The sequence below is a fragment of the Variovorax trehalosi genome (assembly GCF_051216415.1).
Lineage (GTDB): Bacteria > Pseudomonadota > Gammaproteobacteria > Burkholderiales > Burkholderiaceae_C > Variovorax.
In genome coordinates this window covers 104,534-124,377 of the sequence record NZ_JBPJZG010000003.1, presented here as the reverse complement: position 1 = coordinate 124,377, position 19,844 = coordinate 104,534, and the positions used below count along the sequence as shown (strand labels likewise).

Annotated in this window: 18 protein-coding genes; 8 read left to right on the top strand and 10 right to left on the bottom strand. The window is 67.6% G+C overall.

What is annotated here, in order from left to right; genetic code table 11:
* Positions 1-34: 34 nt before the first annotated feature.
* From ACSFA7_RS12520 to ACSFA7_RS12490, 7 genes are all read right to left on the bottom strand, one after another.
* Complete coding sequence (locus tag ACSFA7_RS12520; protein WP_435499663.1) at positions 35-1,507, bottom strand: DEAD/DEAH box helicase; 1,473 nt, start codon at positions 1,505-1,507, stop codon at positions 35-37.
* Between the two features lie 140 nt (positions 1,508-1,647).
* Positions 1,648-2,535, bottom strand: a complete 888-nt coding sequence (ypfJ, locus tag ACSFA7_RS12515; protein WP_435499662.1) for a KPN_02809 family neutral zinc metallopeptidase — start codon at positions 2,533-2,535, stop codon at positions 1,648-1,650.
* A gap of 111 nt (positions 2,536-2,646) precedes the next feature.
* Positions 2,647-3,213 carry a dCTP deaminase gene (dcd, locus tag ACSFA7_RS12510; RefSeq protein ID WP_435499661.1) on the bottom strand — a complete coding sequence of 189 codons (567 nt, stop codon included), beginning with the start codon at positions 3,211-3,213 and terminating at the stop codon, positions 2,647-2,649.
* A gap of 76 nt (positions 3,214-3,289) precedes the next feature.
* Positions 3,290-4,576, bottom strand: a complete 1,287-nt coding sequence (gene guaD, locus ACSFA7_RS12505; RefSeq protein WP_435499660.1) for a guanine deaminase — start codon at positions 4,574-4,576, stop codon at positions 3,290-3,292.
* Between the two features lie 105 nt (positions 4,577-4,681).
* A complete protein-coding gene (locus tag ACSFA7_RS12500) occupies positions 4,682-5,782 on the bottom strand; it encodes a BMP family ABC transporter substrate-binding protein (protein WP_435499659.1) in 1,101 nt (366 codons plus the stop codon).
* Positions 5,783-5,871: 89 nt separating this feature from the next.
* Positions 5,872-6,696, bottom strand: a complete 825-nt coding sequence (locus ACSFA7_RS12495; RefSeq protein ID WP_435499658.1) for an SDR family NAD(P)-dependent oxidoreductase — start codon at positions 6,694-6,696, stop codon at positions 5,872-5,874.
* 89 nt (positions 6,697-6,785) lie between these two features.
* Positions 6,786-7,736, bottom strand: a complete 951-nt coding sequence (locus ACSFA7_RS12490; protein WP_435499657.1) for a GlxA family transcriptional regulator — start codon at positions 7,734-7,736, stop codon at positions 6,786-6,788.
* Positions 7,737-7,841: 105 nt separating this feature from the next.
* Here ACSFA7_RS12490 and ACSFA7_RS12485 point away from each other — a divergent pair, with 105 nt between their 5' ends.
* From ACSFA7_RS12485 to ACSFA7_RS12475, 3 genes are all read left to right on the top strand, one after another.
* Positions 7,842-8,315, top strand: a complete 474-nt coding sequence (locus tag ACSFA7_RS12485; RefSeq protein ID WP_435499656.1) for a (2Fe-2S)-binding protein — start codon at positions 7,842-7,844, stop codon at positions 8,313-8,315.
* Position 8,316: 1 nt separating this feature from the next.
* Positions 8,317-10,500: a xanthine dehydrogenase family protein molybdopterin-binding subunit gene (locus tag ACSFA7_RS12480; RefSeq protein ID WP_435499655.1), complete on the top strand. Its 2,184-nt coding sequence runs from the start codon at positions 8,317-8,319 to the stop codon at positions 10,498-10,500.
* A 94-nt stretch (positions 10,501-10,594) separates the two neighbouring features.
* Positions 10,595-11,806 carry an MFS transporter gene (locus tag ACSFA7_RS12475; protein ID WP_435499654.1) on the top strand — a complete coding sequence of 404 codons (1,212 nt, stop codon included), beginning with the start codon at positions 10,595-10,597 and terminating at the stop codon, positions 11,804-11,806.
* A gap of 22 nt (positions 11,807-11,828) precedes the next feature.
* On the opposite strand, the gene ACSFA7_RS12470 is transcribed toward ACSFA7_RS12475, so the two are convergent.
* A complete protein-coding gene (locus tag ACSFA7_RS12470) occupies positions 11,829-12,779 on the bottom strand; it encodes a LysR substrate-binding domain-containing protein (protein WP_435499653.1) in 951 nt (316 codons plus the stop codon).
* Between the two features lie 97 nt (positions 12,780-12,876).
* On the opposite strand from ACSFA7_RS12470, the gene ACSFA7_RS12465 reads away from it, so the two are divergent.
* Positions 12,877-14,178, top strand: coding sequence for an MFS transporter (locus tag ACSFA7_RS12465; protein WP_435499652.1), 1,302 nt, complete (start codon positions 12,877-12,879; stop codon positions 14,176-14,178).
* Here the strand turns inward: ACSFA7_RS12465 and ACSFA7_RS12460 are convergent.
* Both ACSFA7_RS12460 and ACSFA7_RS12455 read right to left on the bottom strand, forming a co-directional pair.
* The gene (locus ACSFA7_RS12460) at positions 14,139-15,200 is read right to left on the bottom strand and encodes an adenosine deaminase (RefSeq protein ID WP_435499651.1); all 1,062 of its coding nucleotides are present in this window, start codon (positions 15,198-15,200) and stop codon (positions 14,139-14,141) included. The two genes, ACSFA7_RS12465 and ACSFA7_RS12460, sit on opposite strands and share 40 nt — an antisense overlap.
* A 79-nt stretch (positions 15,201-15,279) precedes the next feature.
* Positions 15,280-16,083 (bottom strand): IclR family transcriptional regulator, encoded by an 804-nt coding sequence (locus ACSFA7_RS12455; RefSeq protein ID WP_435499650.1) that lies wholly within the window; start codon positions 16,081-16,083, stop codon positions 15,280-15,282.
* A gap of 197 nt (positions 16,084-16,280) precedes the next feature.
* Here ACSFA7_RS12455 and ACSFA7_RS12450 point away from each other — a divergent pair, with 197 nt between their 5' ends.
* Genes ACSFA7_RS12450 through ACSFA7_RS12435 form a run of 4 tightly spaced genes read left to right on the top strand, consistent with a single transcriptional unit; the run spans position 16,281 to position 19,776 of the window.
* Positions 16,281-17,063, top strand: a complete 783-nt coding sequence (locus ACSFA7_RS12450) for an ABC transporter substrate-binding protein (RefSeq protein WP_435500214.1) — start codon at positions 16,281-16,283, stop codon at positions 17,061-17,063.
* Between the two features lie 15 nt (positions 17,064-17,078).
* Positions 17,079-17,747 carry an ectoine/hydroxyectoine ABC transporter permease subunit EhuD gene (ehuD, locus tag ACSFA7_RS12445; protein WP_206174852.1) on the top strand — a complete coding sequence of 223 codons (669 nt, stop codon included), beginning with the start codon at positions 17,079-17,081 and terminating at the stop codon, positions 17,745-17,747.
* The gene (locus ACSFA7_RS12440) at positions 17,744-18,502 is read left to right on the top strand and encodes an amino acid ABC transporter ATP-binding protein (RefSeq protein WP_435499649.1); all 759 of its coding nucleotides are present in this window, start codon (positions 17,744-17,746) and stop codon (positions 18,500-18,502) included. Before ehuD ends, ACSFA7_RS12440 begins: the two co-directional genes overlap by 4 nt.
* Positions 18,499-19,776, top strand: a complete 1,278-nt coding sequence (locus ACSFA7_RS12435; RefSeq protein WP_435499648.1) for an NAD(P)/FAD-dependent oxidoreductase — start codon at positions 18,499-18,501, stop codon at positions 19,774-19,776. Before ACSFA7_RS12440 ends, ACSFA7_RS12435 begins: the two co-directional genes overlap by 4 nt.
* Positions 19,777-19,844: the final 68 nt, after the last annotated feature.

Sequence of the window (19,844 nt, the reverse complement as noted above, 5' to 3'; positions counted from 1 at the left end):
CCGTGGCGGATGGCGCCGCGGTTCACTGATTGGATCAGCTCGGCTCGGCCGACTTGAACAGCGCCGCGACCTTGCGCTTGGACTTGATGTTGCTAGAGATGCCGCGCGCGGGCGCTGCCTTGGCGGCGGCTTCCCAGGCTGGCGTTGCGTCGGCCTGGCCCGGTTCGTAGGGCTTGTCGAAGAACGGATCGCGCGGTGCCGAAGGCGCACGGTGCGGGCGTCCGCCGCCGCGGCGTGCATCGGCACCGACGCTGCTGCTGCTGCGTTCGCGCGGCTGGTCGAGCACGTCGCGTGCATCGCCGGCTTCGCCTTCTTCGCGCCAGTGGCGGCGTCCGTCGTTGATGCGGCCGCGCGGGCGGTCTTCCTCGAACTCGACGGGTTCGAGTTCGATCTTCTTCTTGATCAGCTTCTCGATGTCGGCCACCAGGCGCGCATCGTTGCCGCCGCTGGCGAAGCTCACGGCCAGGCCCGAGGCGCCGGCGCGGCCGGTGCGGCCGATGCGGTGAACGTAGTCTTCGGCGTTGAACGGAATGTCGAAGTTGAAGACGGCGGGCACGTCCTTGATGTCGAGGCCGCGGGCCGCGACGTCGGTGCACACCAGCAGGTCGACTTCGCCGGCCTTGAACGAGGCGAGCGCCTTCAGGCGTTCGTCCTGGCTCTTGTCGCCGTGCAGTGCGGTGGTACGCAGACCGTCGCGCTCCAGCGAGCGTGCGAGGCGCGCGCAGCCGAGCTTGCTGTTGACGAACACGAAGGCCTGCGTGATGCCGCGCTGCTTGACGATCTGCTTGAGCGCGCGGCGCTTGTCGTCGTCGGAGACGCTGTAGAAATGCTGCTCGACGGTGGAGGCCGTTTCGTTCGGCCGCGCCACTTCGATGGTGACCGGGTTCTGCAGGTAGCTGCCGGCCAGCCGCTTGATTTCAGGCGAGAAGGTGGCAGAAAAAAGCAGCGTGGTGCGCTGCTTGGGCAGGTAGCTCAGGATGCGCTGCAGGTCGGGCAGGAAGCCGATGTCCAGCATGCGGTCGGCTTCGTCGAGCACCACGTACTCGACCTGGTTGAGCACCGCGTTCTTGGCTTCGATGTGATCGAGCAGACGGCCCGGCGTGGCCACCAGCACCTCGACGCCCTTCTTCAGTTCCAGCGTCTGCGGCTTCATGTCGATGCCGCCGAACACCACGGTGCTGCGCAGGTTGGTGTACTTGGCGTACAGCTTGACCTGTTGCGCGACCTGGTCGGCCAGTTCACGCGTGGGCAGCAGCACGAGCGCGCGCACCGGATGCCGCGCGGGCGAGGTGGAGGCGTTTTCGTGCTTGAGCATGCGCTGCAGCAAGGGGAGCGAGAACGCCGCCGTCTTGCCGGTGCCGGTCTGCGCGGCGCCCATCACATCCTGGCCCGAAAGCACGACCGGAATGGCCTGCTCCTGGATCGGTGTCATGGTCTCGTAGCCCATTTCGGCTACGGCGCGGGCCAGCGGTTCTGCCAGCGAAAGATTGGAGAAGGAGCTTGTCATTGAGCCCGCTATTGTCGCATTGCTGCAAAAAACGGCAGTGACGGCGCCGTGACAACGTCCGCGCCGCCCGTATTGCTATTTATTCGATAGCATTCAGGTCAACAAGCATGGGCCCTGTGGGCCCTGTGGGCCCATGAAGCTCAAAGATTGCGCGCGTTGAAGGTGTCGCACGACTTCATGTCGCCGCTTTGATAACCCGCGCCGAACCACTTCTGGCGCTGCGCGCTGGAGCCGTGGGTGAAGCTGTCGGGCACCACCGCGCGGCCCGCCGAACGCTGCAATGCGTCGTCGCCGATCTTCTGCGCGGCGTTCATGGCGGCTTCGATGTCGCCCGGGTCGAGCCACTTCTTCGACTCCTGCGAATGGTGGGCCCACACACCCGCGAAGCAGTCGGCCTGCAGCTCGACGCGCACGCTCACCGCGTTGTTCTGCGACTGGCTCAGCCGGCCGCGCATGCCGTCGACCTTGGCGGTGATGCCCAGCTCGTCCTGCACGTGATGGCCGACCTCGTGCGCAATGACGTAGGCCTGCGCGAACTCGCCCGGCGCGCCGAGCTGGTTCTTGAGCGTGTCGTAGAAGCCCAGGTCGATGTAGACCTTCTTGTCGCCCGGGCAGTAGAACGGCCCCATGGCCGATTGCCCGGTGCCGCAGGCCGTGGGCGTGGCGCCGCGGAACAGCACGAGCCGGGGTGCCTGGTAGCTGCCGCCGTTCTTCCGGAAGATGTCGGTCCACACCACTTCGGTGTTCTTGAGCACGGTCGAGACGAAGGCCGCTTCGCGGTCGCCCGAAGGCGGCTTGGGCGCGGGGCCCTGCGGCGCCTGCTGCACCTGGGCCGGACCGCCGCCGCTGAGCAGGCTCAGCACCGTGAGCGGATTGATGCCGAAGACCCAGCCCGCAATCAGCGCAACCGCGATGGTGCCGATACCGATGCCGCGGCCGCCGATGAAGCCGCCCCTGCCGCCGCCCCCACCACCTTCGCCACGGCGATCTTCAACGTTGTCGGATTGTTCGTTGCCTTCCCATCTCATCGCAGTCTCCTTCCCGGCGTGCACAACAACTGTTGCCGGACAGTGGCTGGATGGTACTTGGCCCCAGGCCGCCCGGGGTAACTGTGCGTCAGTGCCCCGCCCGCCGCCGCGTCAGGTTTTCGGCAGAGTGACGCCGCGCTGGCCCTGGTACTTGCCGCCGCGGTCCTTGTAGCTGGTCTCGCAGACTTCGTCGCTCTCGAAGAACAGCACCTGGGCGCAGCCTTCGCCCGCGTAGATCTTGGCGGGCAGGGGCGTGGTGTTGCTGAATTCCAGCGTCACGTAGCCTTCCCACTCGGGCTCGAACGGGGTCACGTTGACGATGATCCCGCAGCGCGCGTACGTGCTCTTGCCGAGGCAGATGGTCAGCACGTTGCGCGGGATGCGGAAGTACTCGACGGTGCGCGCCAGCGCGAAGCTGTTGGGCGGGATGATGCAGTAGTCGCCGTGCATGTCGACGAAGCTCTTCTCGTCGAAGTTCTTCGGGTCGACCACGGTGCTGTGGATGTTGGTGAAGACCTTGAATTCGGGCGCGCAACGGATGTCGTAGCCGTAGCTCGAGGTGCCGTAGCTGATGATCTTGTGGCCGCCGGCCTCGCGCACCTGACCGGGCTCGAAGGGCTCGATCATTCCTTCGCTTTCGGCCATGCGCCGAATCCATTTATCGCTCTTGATGCTCATATGCGCTCACTGCTGCTGCGGGGGAATCGGGGCCGAATTGTGGCACGGGCGCCCTGTGCGCCCTCCCCGGCGCAGTTCAGCCCGCCTGCGAGATCACCGTGCGCTCGACCAACCGGTCGTCTCCCAGCACGATCATCGCGAAGAGCATTTCCTCCAGCGTGTTCGCCAGCTTCGTCTTGCGCGCCAGCAGCGGCGTGGCCGAGGGGTTCAGCACCAGGAAGTCGGCCTCGCAGCCCGGCTGCAGGTTGCCGACCACGCCATCGAGCCCCAGCGAACGCGCCGCGCCGCCGGTGTGGTGCCACCACAGCCGCGAGGGCGGAATGCTCAGGCCGGTCTTGGTCTGGCCCTCGCGGCCCACGTAGTAGGCGGCCAGCATCGTGTGGAAGGGGCTGAAGCTGGTGCCGCCGCCCACGTCGCTCGCAAGGCCGTAAGGCGATTCGATGCGGTCGGCCGCGCCGAAATCGAAGAAGCCGCTGCCCAGGAACAGGTTGCTCGTCGGGCTCACGGCGGCGGCCGTCTTCGTCTCGCGCATCAGGCGGCGGTCTTCGTCGTCGATGTAGATGCAGTGCGCGTACACGGCGCGCTCGCGCATCAGGCCGAAGCCGGCGTACACGTCGAGGTAGGAGCGCGACTTCGGGTAGAGCTCCCGCGCCCACTGCACCTCGTCGCGGTTCTCGGCCACGTGCGACTGGATCCAGGTGTCGCCGTACTGCGCGGCCAGTTCGCCGGCGCCGCGCATCTGCGCATCGGTGCTGGTGGGGGCGAAGCGCGGCGTGATGGCGTAGCCCAGGCGGTCGACGTTGTGCCACTTGCGAATCAGCGACTCGGTGTCGATGAGGCTCTGCTCGGTTTCATCGCGCACGCCGTCGGGCGAGTTGCGGTCCTGCAGCACCTTGCCGGTGATCATGCGCAGCCGGCGGCGCTGCGCGCTCTCGAAGAAGGCATCGACCGAGGCGACATGCGAGGTCGCGAAGGTGAGCGAGGTGGTCACGCCGTTGCGCAGCAGTTCGTCGAAGAACACATCGGCCACTTCGCGTGAATGCGCGGGGTCGACGAATTTGCTCTCGGCGGGGAAGGTGTAGTTCTCGAGCCAGGGCAACAGGCCCGGCGACGGCGCGCCGATGATGTCGGTCTGCGGAAAGTGGATGTGCATGTCCACGAAGCCCGGCGCGAGGATGCGGCCCGGCAGGTGGGTCAGGTCGGCATCGGGATGGCGCGGCGACACGGCGGCGTGGCTGCCGGCATCGACGACGCGCTGGCGGCCGGCGTCGTCGGGGGCGACGACCAGGAGGCCGTCTTCATCGAAAACGGGCAGGCCGGCGTCGTCGAATCGCAGGAGGGAGGCGCGGTAAGCTTTTTTCATCGTGGCTGCGGAGGGTAATCCAGCCCCGCGCCGCCGCAATTTCCATGCGCATATGAGTGCTATATGCGGAATGCGTCCCCCGGGAAAACCCGGCGCGGCCGTTTTTCAGCGCGTCACGCGCCCTTGCACGCCCTCGGCGAGCCAGTTCATCTTGAGGATCTGCTCGTCGCTCAATTGCGCACCCTTGGCGATCACGACGTGGCCCTCGTTGTCGCGCACATCGCCCGCCGCCGCGCGAAACGGCTGCAGCTTACCGGCCGCGATGTCCTGCTGCCTCGCCAGCACTTCCTGCTGCACGGCCTGGGGCACCTTGGTGCCGAAGTCGCCGACGCGGATCATTCCTTCCTTCACGCCGCCCCAGAGATTGCCGCTTTTCCAGGTGCCGTCGAGCACCGCCTTCGCGCGCTGCGTGTAGTAGCCGCCCCATTGGTGCGTGACCGCGACGATCTGCGCATCGGGCGCGATCTTGCGCATGTCGGAGTGGTACGCGATGGCCATCTTGCCGCGCTCCTGCGCCGCGGCCATCACGGCGGTGGAGCCGGTGTGGAAGGCGACGACATCGGCGTTCTGGTTGAAGACCGCCATCGCCGCGTCGCGCTCCTTGGGCGGATCGAACCACGCGTTGAGCCACACGACGATGACCTTCGCATTCGGGTTCACCGAACGCATGCCGAGCGTGAACGCGTTGATGCCCTGCAGCACCTCGGGAATCGGAAAGCCCGCCACATAGCCCGCCACATTCGTCTTCGTCATGCGCCCGGCCGCGATGCCCGCGAGATAGCGGCCTTCGTAGTAACGCGCATTGGCGGTCGCGACGTTGGCCGCGGGCTTGTAGCCCGTGATCGACTCGAACTTCACATCGGGAAAATCGCGCGCCACCTTGAGCGTCGGCTCCATGTAGCCGAAGCTGGGCGTGAAGATGAGCTTGTTGCCCTGCTGCGCAAGATCGCGGATCACGCGTTCGGCATCGGCGCCTTCGGCCACGTTCTCGACGAAGGTGGTCTTCACCTTCGCCCCGAGCGCCGCATCGACGGCCTTGCGGCCCTCTTCATGCTGGCGCACCCAGCCGGCATCGGTGACCGGCGTGACATAGACAAAGCCGATCTTCAGCGGTTCTTTCGAAGCCTGCGGTTGCGAAAAAGCGGGAGATAAAAAACAGGCGGCTGCCCACGCCAGAACGGCGCGGCCCGCGAGGTTTTTGTACATGGTGGTCCTCTACATGGCCCCGGAAAAGCAAAAACCCGCAGCCGGCCGGGACGCCCAACTGCGGGATGCGGATTTTAGTGCGGGCGTTTTCAGGCCGTAGCTGCTGCCTCCGCGCTCGCGCCTTTCACACCATAGCGGGCCGCTGGCACCGAACTGGAGATCCGGCCCGACATGGCACGCCGCGCTGCATCAAAAGCATCCCACTCGTCCTGGCTCGGCAGCGACGGGATTGTGACCTTCTCGCCCTGGTCGAGACCCGCGAGCGCCGCATCGACCATGTCCGCCGCGCTCATGACGATCGCGCTCGGCAGGTGCTGCACGGGCAGGCCGGCGATGTCCCAGAACTCGGTCGCCGTGGCACCCGGCAGCACGGCCTGCACGCGCACACCCTTCTCACCCAGCTCGTGTTGCAGCGACTGGCTGAACGCGAGCACGAAGGCCTTGCTTCCGCCATACACGCCGTTGAGCGTTTCGGGCGAGACTGCCACGATGGACGCGATGTTCACCAGGGTTCCCACGCCCCGTGCCACGAAGCCCGGCACGGCTGCATAGGTGAGGCGTGTGAGCGCATTCACGTTGATCGCGATCATCTCTTCCATCTTCTCGATGTCCGAGGCGAGCAGCGGCGCGGTGGCGCCGACGCCGGCGTTGTTCACCAGCAGCGTGAGGTCGCGATTGGTGCGGATGGCGGCTTCGACGCGTGCGATGTCTTTCTTGTCCGTGAGGTCGGCGGCGATCGTCTCGATCTTGCGGCCGGTCTCGGTCATGAGCCTGGCGGCCAGCGCCTGCAGGCGATCGTTGTTCCGCGCGACCAGCACGAGGTCGAAGCCGCGGCGGGCCAGCCGGTCGGCGTAGATGGCGCCGATGCCCGAAGAAGCGCCGGTGATGAGGGCGGTGCCCTTGGATGCAGTCATTGGAGGTTCCTTTGGAAGCCGCGTGGTTGCGGCGTGAGGGGAAGTTTCCTCCGTCAGCGCAATGGCGTAAATGTCATATAAGCCTCCTTTTATGCCACCTCGGCGATCTGCCTCGCCACCCGGCGAACGGCCTGCGGCGGCTGGCCCAGCGTGCGCAGGAACGCGCGGCGCATGCGTTCGGGATCGCCGAAGCCCGTTTCATCGGCCACCACGTTGAGCGCCAGCGCGCCCGCATCGATCAGCGCCTTCGCCGCTTCCACGCGCAGGTGCTCGACGGCTTGCGCGGGCGACTGGCCGGTCTCCGACTTGAAGGCGCGGCTGAACTGGCGCGGGCTCAGGTGCGCCACCTCGGCAAGGTCTTCGACCGACAGCGGATCGCGCAGGTTGGCGCGCGCGTGCACCAGCGCCTGCTGGATGCGGTCGGACTTGGGCTCCAGTTCAAGCAGCGCCGAGTACTGCGATTGCCCGCCCGCCCTGCGGTGGTAGACGACAAGGTTCTTCGCGACCATGCGCGCAGCCTCCACGCCCAGGTCTTCTTCCACCAGCGCGAGCATGAGATCGATGCCCGCGGTCATGCCGGCCGATGTCCAGAGCGAACCATCGTTGATGAAGATGCGGTCCGGCTGCACCTTGGCCAGCGGATGGCGCTTCTGCAGTTCCTGCGCGAAGGCCCAGTGCGTGGTCACGCGCCGGCCTTCGAGCAGGCCCGCGTCCGCGAGACCGAAGGCGCCGGTGCAGATGCTGGCAATGCGGCGCGAGCTGCGTTCGCCCGCGCGCAGCATTTTGCAAAGCCCTTCGGAGGTCGGCTCGATGGTGAGCGCGCCGGTCATCACCAGCGTGTCGAACTTCGATGCGGTCAACCGCTTCGTCTCGACGCCGATGCCCGACGAACTGGGAATGACGCCGCCGATTTCCGACAGCAGCTCGACCTTGTAGACCGGCTGGCCCGCGTGCTTGTTGGCCAGCTCGAAGGCGGCGACGGCGGCCAGATCGAGGATCTGGAAGCCTGGAAAAACGACAACGGCGATGCGCTTCTGCATGATGTCCTGAAAAGAGGTAATTTCGACATTCCGGCCGGAAGGCTACGTGGCATCCTCCGACCGGTCAAACAGCCGTCCCACGCGGCACCACAAGAAAGAAGCTCTATGAAAGTCAATGGAATCGAACGTCCGCTCGATGTCGACGGCGACACGCCCGTGCTCTGGGTGCTGCGCGACGTGCTCGGCATGACGGGCACCAAGTTCGGCTGCGGCCTGGGCATGTGCGGGGCCTGCACGGTCCACATCGACGGCGTGGCCACGCGCTCGTGCATCACGCCCGTCGAATCGGTGGCCAACGCCAACGTGAGCACCATCGAATCGCTTGCGGGCACGCGCGTCGGGCGCGCATTGCAGAAAGCCTGGCTCGACCTGGACGTCGTGCAATGCGGCTACTGTCAATCGGGCCAGCTGATGTCGGCCACGGCCCTCTTGAGCAAGAACACCTCCCCCACCGACGAGGAGATCGACGGCGCCATGAGCGGCAACATCTGCCGATGCGGCACCTATGTGCGCATCCGGGCCGGCATCAAGGAAGCGGCCCGCGCCCTTTCCGGCAAGACAGCAGCAAAGGCGGCCTGACATGATCCTCGATCGATTGACAACCCCTGAAGCCGACACCGCGCTGTCGCGCCGCGGCTTTCTCTCGGTGGGTGCCGCGCTGGGCGGCGGCCTGCTCATCGGCGTCGGCTTCGGTGCCGCGCCCTCCCCGGCCGAGGCCGTCGGCCCCGCCACTGCGCCCTGGGCACCCAATGCCTTCGTGCGCATCGCCCCCGATGGCCAGGTGACCGTGGTCATGGGCTTCATCGAGATGGGCCAGGGCACGTACACGAGCATCCCGATGCTGATTGCCGAAGAGCTGGAGATAGACCTCGCCAGCGTGCGCCTCGAACATGCGCCGCCGAGCGACAAGCTCTACGGCAACCCGCTGCTGGGCTTCCAGGTGACGGGCGGCTCCACCACCATCCGCGGCGCCTACGAGCCGATGCGGCGCGCCGGCGCCACGGCCCGCACGGTGCTCGTGCAGGCGGCGGCGCAGCGCTGGCGTGTCGAGCCGGCCTCGTGCCGTGCCGTGCGCGGCGAAGTGGTCCACACCGCGAGCGGACGCCGCCTCAAGTACGGCGCACTGGTCGCCGATGCCGCCAAGCTCCCCGTGCCCGAGAAGGTCGAGCTCAAGCCGCAAGCCGACTTCAAGCTGATCGGCACATCGGCCAGGCGCCTCGACTCGCCCGCCAAGGTCAACGGCACCGCGATGTACGGCATCGACGCGCGCGTTCCCGGCATGAAGGTCGCCACGCTGAAGCAGTCGCCGGTGTTCGGCGGCCGCGTGCGCAGCGTCGATGACGCCGCGGCGCTCAAGGTGCGCGGCGTGCGCCAGGTCGTGCGGCTCGACGACTGCGTGGCCGTCGTCGCCGACCACATGGGTGCGGCGAAGAAGGGCCTGGCCGCCCTCGTTGTCGAATGGGACGACGGCGCCAATGCCAAGGTGAGCACGGAAAGCATCGTGCAGTCGATGGCCGCCGCTTCGCAGAAGCAGGGCGCGGTCGTGCGCAAGGAAGGCGACAACGCCAAGGCCATGGCCGGCGCGGCGCAGCGGCTGGAGGCCGTCTACGAAGTGCCCTTCCTGGTCCACGCGGCGATGGAGCCACTCAACTGCACCGTGCACGTTCGCAAGGACAGCTGCGAGGTGTGGGTCGGCACGCAGGTGCTCACCCGCGCACAGGCCGCGGCCGCGGCGGTCACCGGCCTGCCGGTGGAGAAGGTGACGGTGCACAACCACCTGCTCGGCGGCGGCTTCGGCCGGCGGCTGGAGGTCGACAGCATCACGCGCGCCGTGCAGATCGCGCAGAAGGTCGACGGCCCGGTCAAGGTGATCTGGACACGCGAAGAAGACACGCAGCACGACATGTACCGCCCGTACTTCTACGACCGCGTGAGCGCCGGCCTCGATGCACAGGGCAAGCCCGTCGCGTGGAGCCACCGCATCACCGGCTCCTCGATCCTCAAGCGCTGGCTGCCGCCGGCCTACAACAACAACTTCGATCCCGAGACCATCGACGGCGCCGAGAAGCCGCCCTACGCGCTGCCGAACATCCTGGTCGACTACGTGAACCACGAGCCGCCGGTGCCGACTGCGTTCTGGCGCGGCGTGGGGCCGACGCACAACGTGTTCGTGGTAGAGAGCTTCATCGACGAGCTCGCCACCGCCGCGAAGACCGACCCAGTCGCCTTCCGCACCGCGCTGCTCGCGCAGAACCCGCGTGCGCTGGCGGTGCTCAAGCTCGCTGCAGAGAAATCCGGCTGGGGCCAGCCGCTGCCCGCGGGCCAGGGGCGCGGCGTGTCGCTGCAGTTCGCCTTCGGCACCTTCATGGCGCTGGTGGTGGATGCGGAGGTCACCAAGTCGGGCGACGTGAACGTCAAGCGCGTGGTCTGCGCGCTCGACGCGGGCGTGATCGTCAACCCCGACACCGTGCAGGCGCAGGTGCAGAGCGGCGTGATCTTCGGCATCTCGGGCGCGCTCTGGGGCAAGGCAACGGTGAAGGACGGGCGCATCGAGCAATCGAACTTCCACGACGTGCGCGTGGTGCGGATGAACGAGACACCGCTCATCGAGACCCACATCGTCGCGAGCAAGGAAGCCCCCGGCGGCATGGGCGAGCCCGGCACCTCGGGGCTCGCGCCTGCGCTGACGAATGCCATCTTCGCGGCGACGGGCAAGCGGCTGCGCAAGCTGCCGATCGATCCCGAGCTACTCAAGACGACCTGACCCGCGCGGCGGCACCCATCCGACACCGCGATGGGTGCCGCCGCGAATCGGCAGGCGCGGGTTCGGCCGTGCCGCCACACAATCGGTTCGCCCCATGACGAACCCGCCCTCCTACGCCAGCAGCAGCGCTCACTGGCAGCGCAACCTCGCCGTCTGCATGTTCGGCTCCTTCACCACCATCGTGGCGATGACGCTGCTGCTCCCTTTCCTGCCGCTCTACGTCGAGCAACTGGGCGTGAAGGACCATGCGGCCATCGTGCAGTGGTCCGGCGTGGCCTATGGCGCCACTTTCTTCAGCGCCGCGCTGGTCGCACCGTTGTGGGGGCGCCTGGCCGACCGCTACGGCCGCAAGCCGATGCTGATCCGCGCGAGCCTGGGCATGGCGGTGGCGATGGCGCTCATCGGCATGGCCGGCAACGTGTGGCAACTGGTCGGCCTGCGTCTGCTCGCGGGCCTCCTGGGCGGCTACGCCTCGGGCTCGATGGTGCTGGTGGCCACCCAGACGCCGAAGGACCGCACCGGCTGGGCGCTCGGCACGATGTCCTCGGCCATCATGGCCGGCAACCTCGTGGGTCCGCTGGTCGGCGGCGCGCTGCCGCCGCTCATCGGCATCCGCGCGACCTTCTTCGCGGCGGGCGCGATGATCTTCGTGGCCTTTCTCGCCACCGCCTTCATGATCCGCGAGGAAAAAAAAGCGCCTTCGGCCTCGAAGCAGAGCAACGCTGCCGACACCGGCTGGGCCGCCATTCCCGACAAGCGCCCACTCATCGCAATGCTCTTCACCGGCATGCTGCTGATGCTGGCCAACATGTCGATCGAACCGATCATCACCGTCTACGTTGCCACGCTGGTCGAAGACCCGAACCGGGTGACGATGATGGCCGGCCTCGTGATGTCGGCGGCCGCGCTCGGCAGCATCCTCTCGGCCTCGCGCCTGGGCAAGCTGGCCGACCGCGTCGGGCACTGGAACGTGATCGTCGGGTGCCTGGCGGTGTCGGCGGTGCTGCTGGTTCCGCAGGCCTTCGTCACCTCGGGCTGGCAACTGGTGGTGCTGCGCTTCCTCATGGGGCTGTCGCTCGGCGGGCTCCTGCCCTGCATCGCGAGCGTGATCCGCCACAACGTGCCCGAGCGCGTGGCCGGCAACATGCTCGGCTACTCGACTTCTGCGCAGTACACGGGGCAGGTCGCGGGCCCGCTGCTCGGCGGCTTCGTGGGCGGGCACATCGGCATGCGGGCCGTGTTCCTCGGCACCTGCGTGCTCATGGCCGCAGGCGCCGGGTGGAACTGGCTGGCGAAGCGGCGGTAGCCCGGGCGTCGCCCACACCTTCTTAGCTCGTGCCTGGCTGCACGTGCCGCCGCACCGCCTCCAGCAACAGCGTGGCGAGCCGCCCGACCGGCGCTTCGGCGCTGGCCTGCGCGCGATAGAGCGACATCGACATCTGCGGCAGCGCCGGCAGGCCGACCGCCGCGCGGTCGATGACGCGCACATGCGAAGGCAGCCCGAAAGGCGTGCGCACCGTGAGGCCGAGGCCGGCCGAGCTCGCGGCCCACAAGGCCGCAAGGCTGGCGCTGGTGAACGCGTGGCGCCATGGCACGCCGGCGCGGTCGAGCGTCTTGGTGACGATCTCGCGCAGCGGGCACGGCGCATCGAGCAGCACCAGCGGCAGCGGCTCCTTCGACTTGTGCGCGCCGCGACCTCCGCCTTCGCGGCGCTCGCGCTCCTTCCACCAGGCCGCATCGAGCACATCGCCGGATGCGGGACCGATCCACTGCAGCGGCAGGCGCGCCACGCGCTCGGCATGCATCGACGGCGGGTGGTCGCCCGCGTCCCACGCCAGCGCGAGGTCGAGCTTTCCGAGTTCGAGGCGCTCGCGCAGCTCGGCGCTGCGCGCCACGCAGGCCTCGATGCGCACCTTGGGATGCGCGCGCGCAAAGCGGCCGAGCACCGCAGGCAGCAGCGTCTCGCCGAAATCTTCCTGCAGGCCCAGGCGCACCCAGCCCTCGAGGTCGGCGCCGCGCATGGCGGCGCTCGCCTCTTCGTTGAGTTCGAGCATGCGGTGGGCATAGGCCAGCAGCGTTTCGCCGGCGTCGGTGAGCTCCAGCCCGCGGCCGGCCTTGCGGAACAGCACGGTGCCGGCCTGCGCCTCCAGCTTCTTCAATTGCGCGCTCACCGCCGAGGTCGAGCGCCCCAGCCGGTCGGCCGCGCGGGCATAACTGCCGAGCGCGATGCCGGTGGAAAAGCTGCGCAGCACGTCGAGATCGAACATCACCTGGGACATGGATTCATCCTTTTCTGATCGTCCTGTTTTTCAGGACGGTTCTCGCATTATTTTCTGATTTTCAAAACCTTGGCAACGGCGGAAACTTCGTTGCACGATGACCCATTCGCCTCTTTCCCCTTCGTATTCGCCCCGCCATCGCTGGAAGGTGCTGGCCGCGGGCGTGGCTGCCAACGCGGCGTTCTCCGTGGCCTTCAGCGGCATTCCGATGACGGCGGTGCTGATGCGCACCGGCTATCAGCTGGACAACGCGACGCTCGGTCTCGTGCTGGGCCTCATGGGCCTGGGCATCGCAGTGAGCGAGCTGCCGTGGGGCCTGCTCACAGACCGCTGGGGCGACAGGCCGGTGCTGCTGACCGGACTCGGCAGCACCGCCGTGGCGCTCGTGGCGATGGCGCTCTGGGCCGCGCCGAGCGGGCAGCACATCCCCGGGCTCGGCTGGCTCGCCGCGGGCCTGCTGCTGGTCGGCCTGCTGGGCGGCAGCGTGAACGGCGCGAGCGGCCGCGCAGTGATGACGTGGTTCGAAGCAGGCGAACGCGGGCTCGCGATGAGCATTCGCCAGACCGCCGTGCCATTGGGTGGCGGCATCGGGGCATTGGTGCTGCCGTTCGTCGCGCTGCACTTCGGCTTTGCCGCGCTCTACGGCCTGCTGGCGCTGCTGTGCGCACTGAGCGCATTGATGAGCTGGGCCTGGGTGCACGAGCCGCCGATCGCACCGCGCACCAAGGCCAACGTCGCCGAAGCGGCGATCGCATCGAAGACCGGCCCGCTGCGCGATGCCCGCGTCTGGCGCATCGTGCTGGGCATCGGCATTCTTTGCGCACCGCAGTTCGCGGTGCTGTCCTTCGGCACGGTGTTCCTGCACGACTTCGGCCACGCGGGCCTCGCCACGATCACCGCCACCATGGTCTTCACGCAGGTCGGCGCGATGGTGATGCGCGTGTGGAGCGGCCGCTGGACGGACCGCCACCGCAACCGCCCCGCCTACCTGCGCGCCTGCAGCGCACTCAGCGTGGCGCTGTTCGCCGCGCTCGCGGTGCTGGTGATGGCCGCGGGTGCGCACACCGCCGATTCACTGTCGCTGCGCATCGCGCTGGTCGTGCTGCTGGGAGTGAGCGGTGTCTGCGTGTCGGCCTGGCACGGCGTGGCCTACACCGAGCTCGCCACGCTGGCCGGCGCGGCGCGCGCCGGCACCGCGCTGGGCATGGCGAACACCAGCGTGTTCCTGGTGTGCTTCGTCACGCCCTTCTCCATTCCGCACCTGCTCGCGCTGCAGGGCTGGCCGATGGTGTGGCTCGCAGGCAGCGCCTGCGCGCTGGTAGCGATGCCGCTGCTGGTGCCGCGGCCGGTTGCTTCGGATCAGAAGCTCGCGAAGACGGCGTTGAGCCGGTCCACGTAGGCGCGCTTGGCGGCCACGTCGATGAAGCTGCCTTCGAAGCTGTTGGCCGCGAGCTGCCAGGCGTGCTGCACGTTGAGCCCGGTGGCCTCGAAGGTCTGCGTGAAGTTCTGGTTCATGTAGCCGCCGAAGTAGGCAGGGTCGTCGGAATTGACCGTGGCAACCAGCCCCGCATCGAGCAGCGCACCGAGGTTGTGCTTCGACAGGTCCGGGAACACGCAGAGCTTGAGGTTCGACAGCGGGCACACGGTGAGCGGAATGCGGTCTTGCGCGAGCCGCTTCATCAGCGCCGGGTCTTTCGCGCTCTGCACGCCGTGGTCGACGCGCTCGACCTTCAGCACATCGAGCGCGCTCCACACGTATTCGGGCGGGCCCTCTTCACCCGCATGCGCGACGAGGTGCAGGCCCAGTTCGCGGCAGCGTGCGAACACGCGCGCGAACTTCTCGGGCGGATGGCCGACCTCGCTCGAATCGAGGCCCACGCCAATGAACTTGTCGCGGAACGGCAGCGCCTGCTCCAGCGTTTCGAAAGCCTCTTCTTCGCTCAGGTGGCGCAGGAAGCACAGGATGAGCGACGCGCTCACGCCGAGCTTCGGCTGCGCATCGACGCACGCGCGGTGCAGGCCGTCGATCACCGTTTCCATCGGCACGCCGCGCGCGGTGTGCGTCTGCGGGTCGAAGAACATCTCGGTATGCACCACGTTGTCGGCCGCGGCGCGTTCCAGGTAGGCCCAGGCCATGTCGTAGAAGTCCTGCGCTTTCAGCAGCACGCTCGCGCCGGCGTAGTAGATGTCCAGGAAGCTCTGCAGGTTGGTGAAGGCATAAGCCTTTCGCAGGTCTTCGACGCTGGCATACGGAATGGCCACGCCGTTGCGCTGCGCGAGCGCGAAGATCAGCTCGGGTTCGAGCGAGCCTTCGATGTGCATGTGCAGCTCGGCCTTGGGCATGGCGCGCAGCAGCTCGGGGAGGCGGTCGGCGAGGATGTTGTCGAAGCGCTTGTCGTAGACAGGGCGGAAGTCGGTCATGGCGTGGGAAATCTGCGTTGTGATCCCGCACAGCATAAGCGCAGCCACGGGCTGCGCCATCACCGCAAACGTATGACCGTCAGTCGATGCTGCGGGCCGAGTTCGTGAGCGAACGCGCGCAGAGCAGCAGCGTCGGCGCGAGCTTGCGCACCGCCTCGTCCATGGTCCAGCGGCTGGTCGGTGCGACCACGTGCACCGATGCCACCGGCCGGCCCTGGCTGCCGATCACGGGCGCGGCGATGGTCATGTCGCCGAGGAACAGCTCTTCGGCATTGGTGGCAAAGCCCTGCCGCCGTGCCTGGCGCAGCACTTCGAGGATCTCGTCGACATCGGTGCGCGTGTGCGCAGTGTGGGTCACGCGATCCGACGCTTCGATCAGCCCTCGCGCCTCGTCCTCGGGCAGCGCACCCAGGTAGGCACGCCCCGAAGCCGTGCAGTACATCGGGATGCGGCTGCCGATCGGCATGTGCACCGGCACGAACTGCGCGCTCACGAAGCGCGCGACATAGACCATGTCCAGCCCGTCGGGCTCGGTGAGGCACGAGGTCTCGGTCGTCACCTTGGTCAGTTCCGCGAGGAAGGGGTTGGCCACGTCGATCAGCGAATTGGCCGCCAGGTAGTTGAAGCCGATTTCCATGACCCGCGGCGTGAGCTGGTAGCGCCGCGTCTTCGGGTGCTTGCGCACGTAGCCGAGCTTCTCGAGCGTGAAGACCATGCGCTGCGCCGAGCTCTTGGTGATGTCGGTGGCCTCGGCGACATCGGCCAGCGTCATGGTGCGGCGCCGGGCGCTGAAGGCCTGCAGCACGGCCAGGCCCTTCTCCAGCGACTGGTTGAACAGCAGGCTGGGGCTGTCTTCGGGGGCGGATTCGGGAATGGCGTCCATGGCTGCGGAGTATAGCCACGCCGACCTGAAATATCGAATATCGATACTTTAAATTCGACTAGTGGTTTTTTTTATTGATATGAGATTCAAAAGAATCGATTATTGGCACGCATGTTGCATCGGCCGTTCTGCCTTTTCTACATCTTCCGTTTCCTTCCTGCTCTTTCATCTTCCCGAGGAGTGCTTCCGTGAAACCCATCGTCCACCGCATCGTTCGCCACCTTCACCAACTTCGCCGCCTGGCCCTGGGCTTGTGCGTCGCAGGTGCCGCCTCACTGGCCGTCGCGCAGGGCGCCGCACCCGCCACCTACAACGTGGGCGCCACGGCCACCGGCGTGCCCTTCACCTTCCTGGACGTGAAGACCAACACCATCCAGGGAATGATGGTCGACACCGTCACCGCGGTCGGCAAGGCCGGCGGCTTCGGCGTCAATGTGCAGCAGACGGTGTTCTCGGCGCTCATTCCCTCGCTCACCGCCCGCAAGATCGACATCGTCTCGGCCGCGATGCTCAAGACCGCGGCGCGCCAGGAAGTGGTCGACTTCAGCGACCCGGTGTATTCGTACGGCGAGGGCCTGATCGTCAAGGGCGACGACGCCCGCGCGTACGTCTCGCTCGACGAACTCAAGGGCGAAGTGGTCGGCGCGCAGGTCGGCACCGTGTTCCTGGACATGCTCACCAAGAAGGGCATCTTCAAGGAGGTACGCAGCTACGACTCGGTGGCAGACATGACGCGCGACCTCTCGCTCGGCCGCATCAAGGCGGGCCTGGGCGACCAGCCCATCATTGCCTACCAGCTGCGGCAGAACACCTTTCCCGGCGTGAAGCTGGTGGAAAGCTACAAGCCGGTGAACGTGGGGGACGTGTGCCTCGTCGTGCGCAAGGGCGACACCGAGACCATGGCGCGGCTGAACAAGGCCATCGCCGCGATCAAGGCCGACGGCACGCTGGCGAAGATCGTCCAGAAGTGGGGCATCTGACGGCGCATCGCACCCATGGCTGCTTCCTTTCTCCAGAACGCGCAGGACTTCCTGCCGATCCTCCTGCAGGGCGCCGTGGTCACGGTGCAGGTCACCGTGCTCTCGTTCCTGCTGAGCAGCGCACTCGGCCTCGGGCTCGCGCTGATGAAGCTCTCACCCGTGCGAGCGCTCGCGTGGACGGGCGCGGTGATCATCAACGTGATCCGCGGGCTGCCGATCATCGTGCAGCTGTTCTACATCTACTTCGTGCTGCCCGAGTTCGGCGTGCAGCTCACCGCCTTCCAGGCCGGCGTGATCGGCCTGGGTATCGCCTACTCGGCCTACCAGGCCGAGAACTTCCGCGCCGGCATCGAGGCGGTCGATCCCGGCCAGCGCGAGGCCGCGCAGGCCATGGGCATGCGCTCGGCGCTGATCATGCGGCGCGTGATCCTGCCGCAGGCCTTTCGGATCGCGCTGCCGCCGTACGGCAACACGCTGGTAATGATGCTGAAGGACTCCTCGCTCGTCTCCACCATCACCGTGGCCGAAATGACGCGCGCCGGCCAGCTCATCGCCTCCTCGACCTTCCAGAACATGACGGTCTACACGCTCGTCGCCCTGCTCTACCTGCTGATGAGCCTCCCGCTGGTCTACGGCCTGCGGCGGCTCGAGAAGCGTTTCGGCGCCGGGAGGAAGCAGCCATGATCCGCGTCGATGGACTGGAGAAGCGCTTCGGCACGCACCGCGTGCTGCAGGGCGTGAGCCTGCATGTGGATGCGGGCGAGGTGGTGTGCCTCATCGGGCCTTCGGGTTCGGGCAAGTCGACCGTGCTTCGCTGCATCAACGGACTGGAGTCGTACGAAGGCGGCGAGGTGCGCGCCTTCGGCGAGCGCGTCGATCGCGACAGCAAGGCCATCCACCGGCTGCGCAGCCGCATGGGCATGGTGTTCCAGCGCTTCAACCTGTTCCCGCACCGCACGGTGCTGGAGAACGTGATGGAGGGCCCGGTCTACGTGCTGGGCCACAAGCCCGCGGAGGCGCGCGAAGAGGCGCTCGCGCTGCTCGCCAAGGTCGGGCTTGCCGAGAAGGCACAGGCTTATCCGGCACAGCTTTCGGGCGGCCAGCAGCAGCGCGTGGCGATTGCCCGCGCGCTCGCGATGAAGCCCGAGGCCATGCTGTTCGACGAGCCCACTTCGGCGCTCGACCCCGAGCTGGTCGGCGACGTGCTCGGCGTGATGCGCGCGCTGGCCGACGAAGGCATGACCATGATCGTGGTGACGCACGAGATGGGCTTCGCACGTGAAGTGGCCGACCGCGTGTGCTTCCTGCACAGCGGCAGCATCGTCGAGGAAGGCCCGGCCGCACAGGTGCTGGGCGCGCCGAAGCAGCCGCGCACGCAGGACTTTTTGCGGCGCGTCTTGCATCCATCGTCGACGGCCGCGGTGGAGGTGCGGGCATGAGCGCAGCGCTTCCGCCTTCGCTGTGGGCCGCCACCGCGCCCCCTGCCCCGCCGACACCGCCGCTCCGCGAATCGCGCAAGGTCGATGTGCTGATCGTCGGCGGCGGCTTCACGGGTCTGTCGACCGCATTGCATCTGGCCGAAGCAGGCGTGCAGGTCTGCGTGCTCGAAGCGCACGAACCCGGCTGGGGCGCGTCCGGCCGCAACGGCGGGCAGGTGAACCCCACGCTCAAGCACGACCCCGACGAGCTGACCCGCATCTATCGCAGCGAGCGCTCGGCGCCGTTGATCGACGCGGTCTCACGCTCGGCCGACGTGGTGTTCGACCTGATCGCGCGGCACCGCATCGATTGCCAGCCGGTGCGCAACGGCTGGCTGCAGGTTGCCTACTCGCCCAAGCACGTGGCCGGACTCCATGCGCGCGCAGAGCAATGGGCCAAGCGCGGCGTGAAGACGGAGATGCTCGACCACGCCGCTGTCAGCGCGCGCCTGGGCACAGAGGCCTTCGCGGGCGGCTGGCTCGATCCGCGCGCCGGGGGCATCCAGCCGCTGGCCTACACGCGCGGCCTGGTGCGCGCCGCGCAGGGTTTCGGTGCGGCCGTGCATGGCGGCACCGAAGTCACGGCACTGGAGCGCCGCGGCGCGCACTGGCACGCGAGCACGTCGACCGGCGCCACTGTCACCGCGGACCAGGTGGTGCTGGCGACCAACGGCTACACCGGGCCGCTGTGGCCGGGGCTGTCGCGCACCGTGCTCGCGGCGAACAGTTTCATCGTCGCCACGGCCCCGCTCGAAGGCGCCGCCGCCGATGCCATCCTGCCGCGCGGCGAAACGGCTTCGACCTCGCAGCGACTGCTGCTGTATTTCCGCAAGGATGCGCAAGGCCGGCTGCTGATGGGCGGGCGCGGGCACTTCGCCGACCCAGGCGGGCCGGCGGACTTCGCGCACCTGGAGCGCTCGCTCGAACTGCTGTTTCCCCAGCTGGGACCGCTGCGCTACGAATACCGCTGGGCCGGCCGCATCGCCGTCACGCGCGACTTCATGCCGCATGTGCACACGCCCGCACCGGGCATGACGATCGCGCTGGGCTACAACGGGCGCGGCATTGCGCTGGCAACGAGCATGGGCAAGCATCTCGCGGCCCGGCTCGTGGATGCGAAGGCGGAGTTTCCGTATCCGGTGACGGAGATGCGACCGATACCGCTGCATGGGTTGCAGCGGTTCTATGTGGCGGGCGGCGTGGCCTGGTACAGCTTGCTGGACCGGTTGGCTTGAGCGAATTTCTCGGGCCGCTCCCGGCACGCAAGGGGATAAACCATCCGCGGGAGCGGCTACCCCGCACT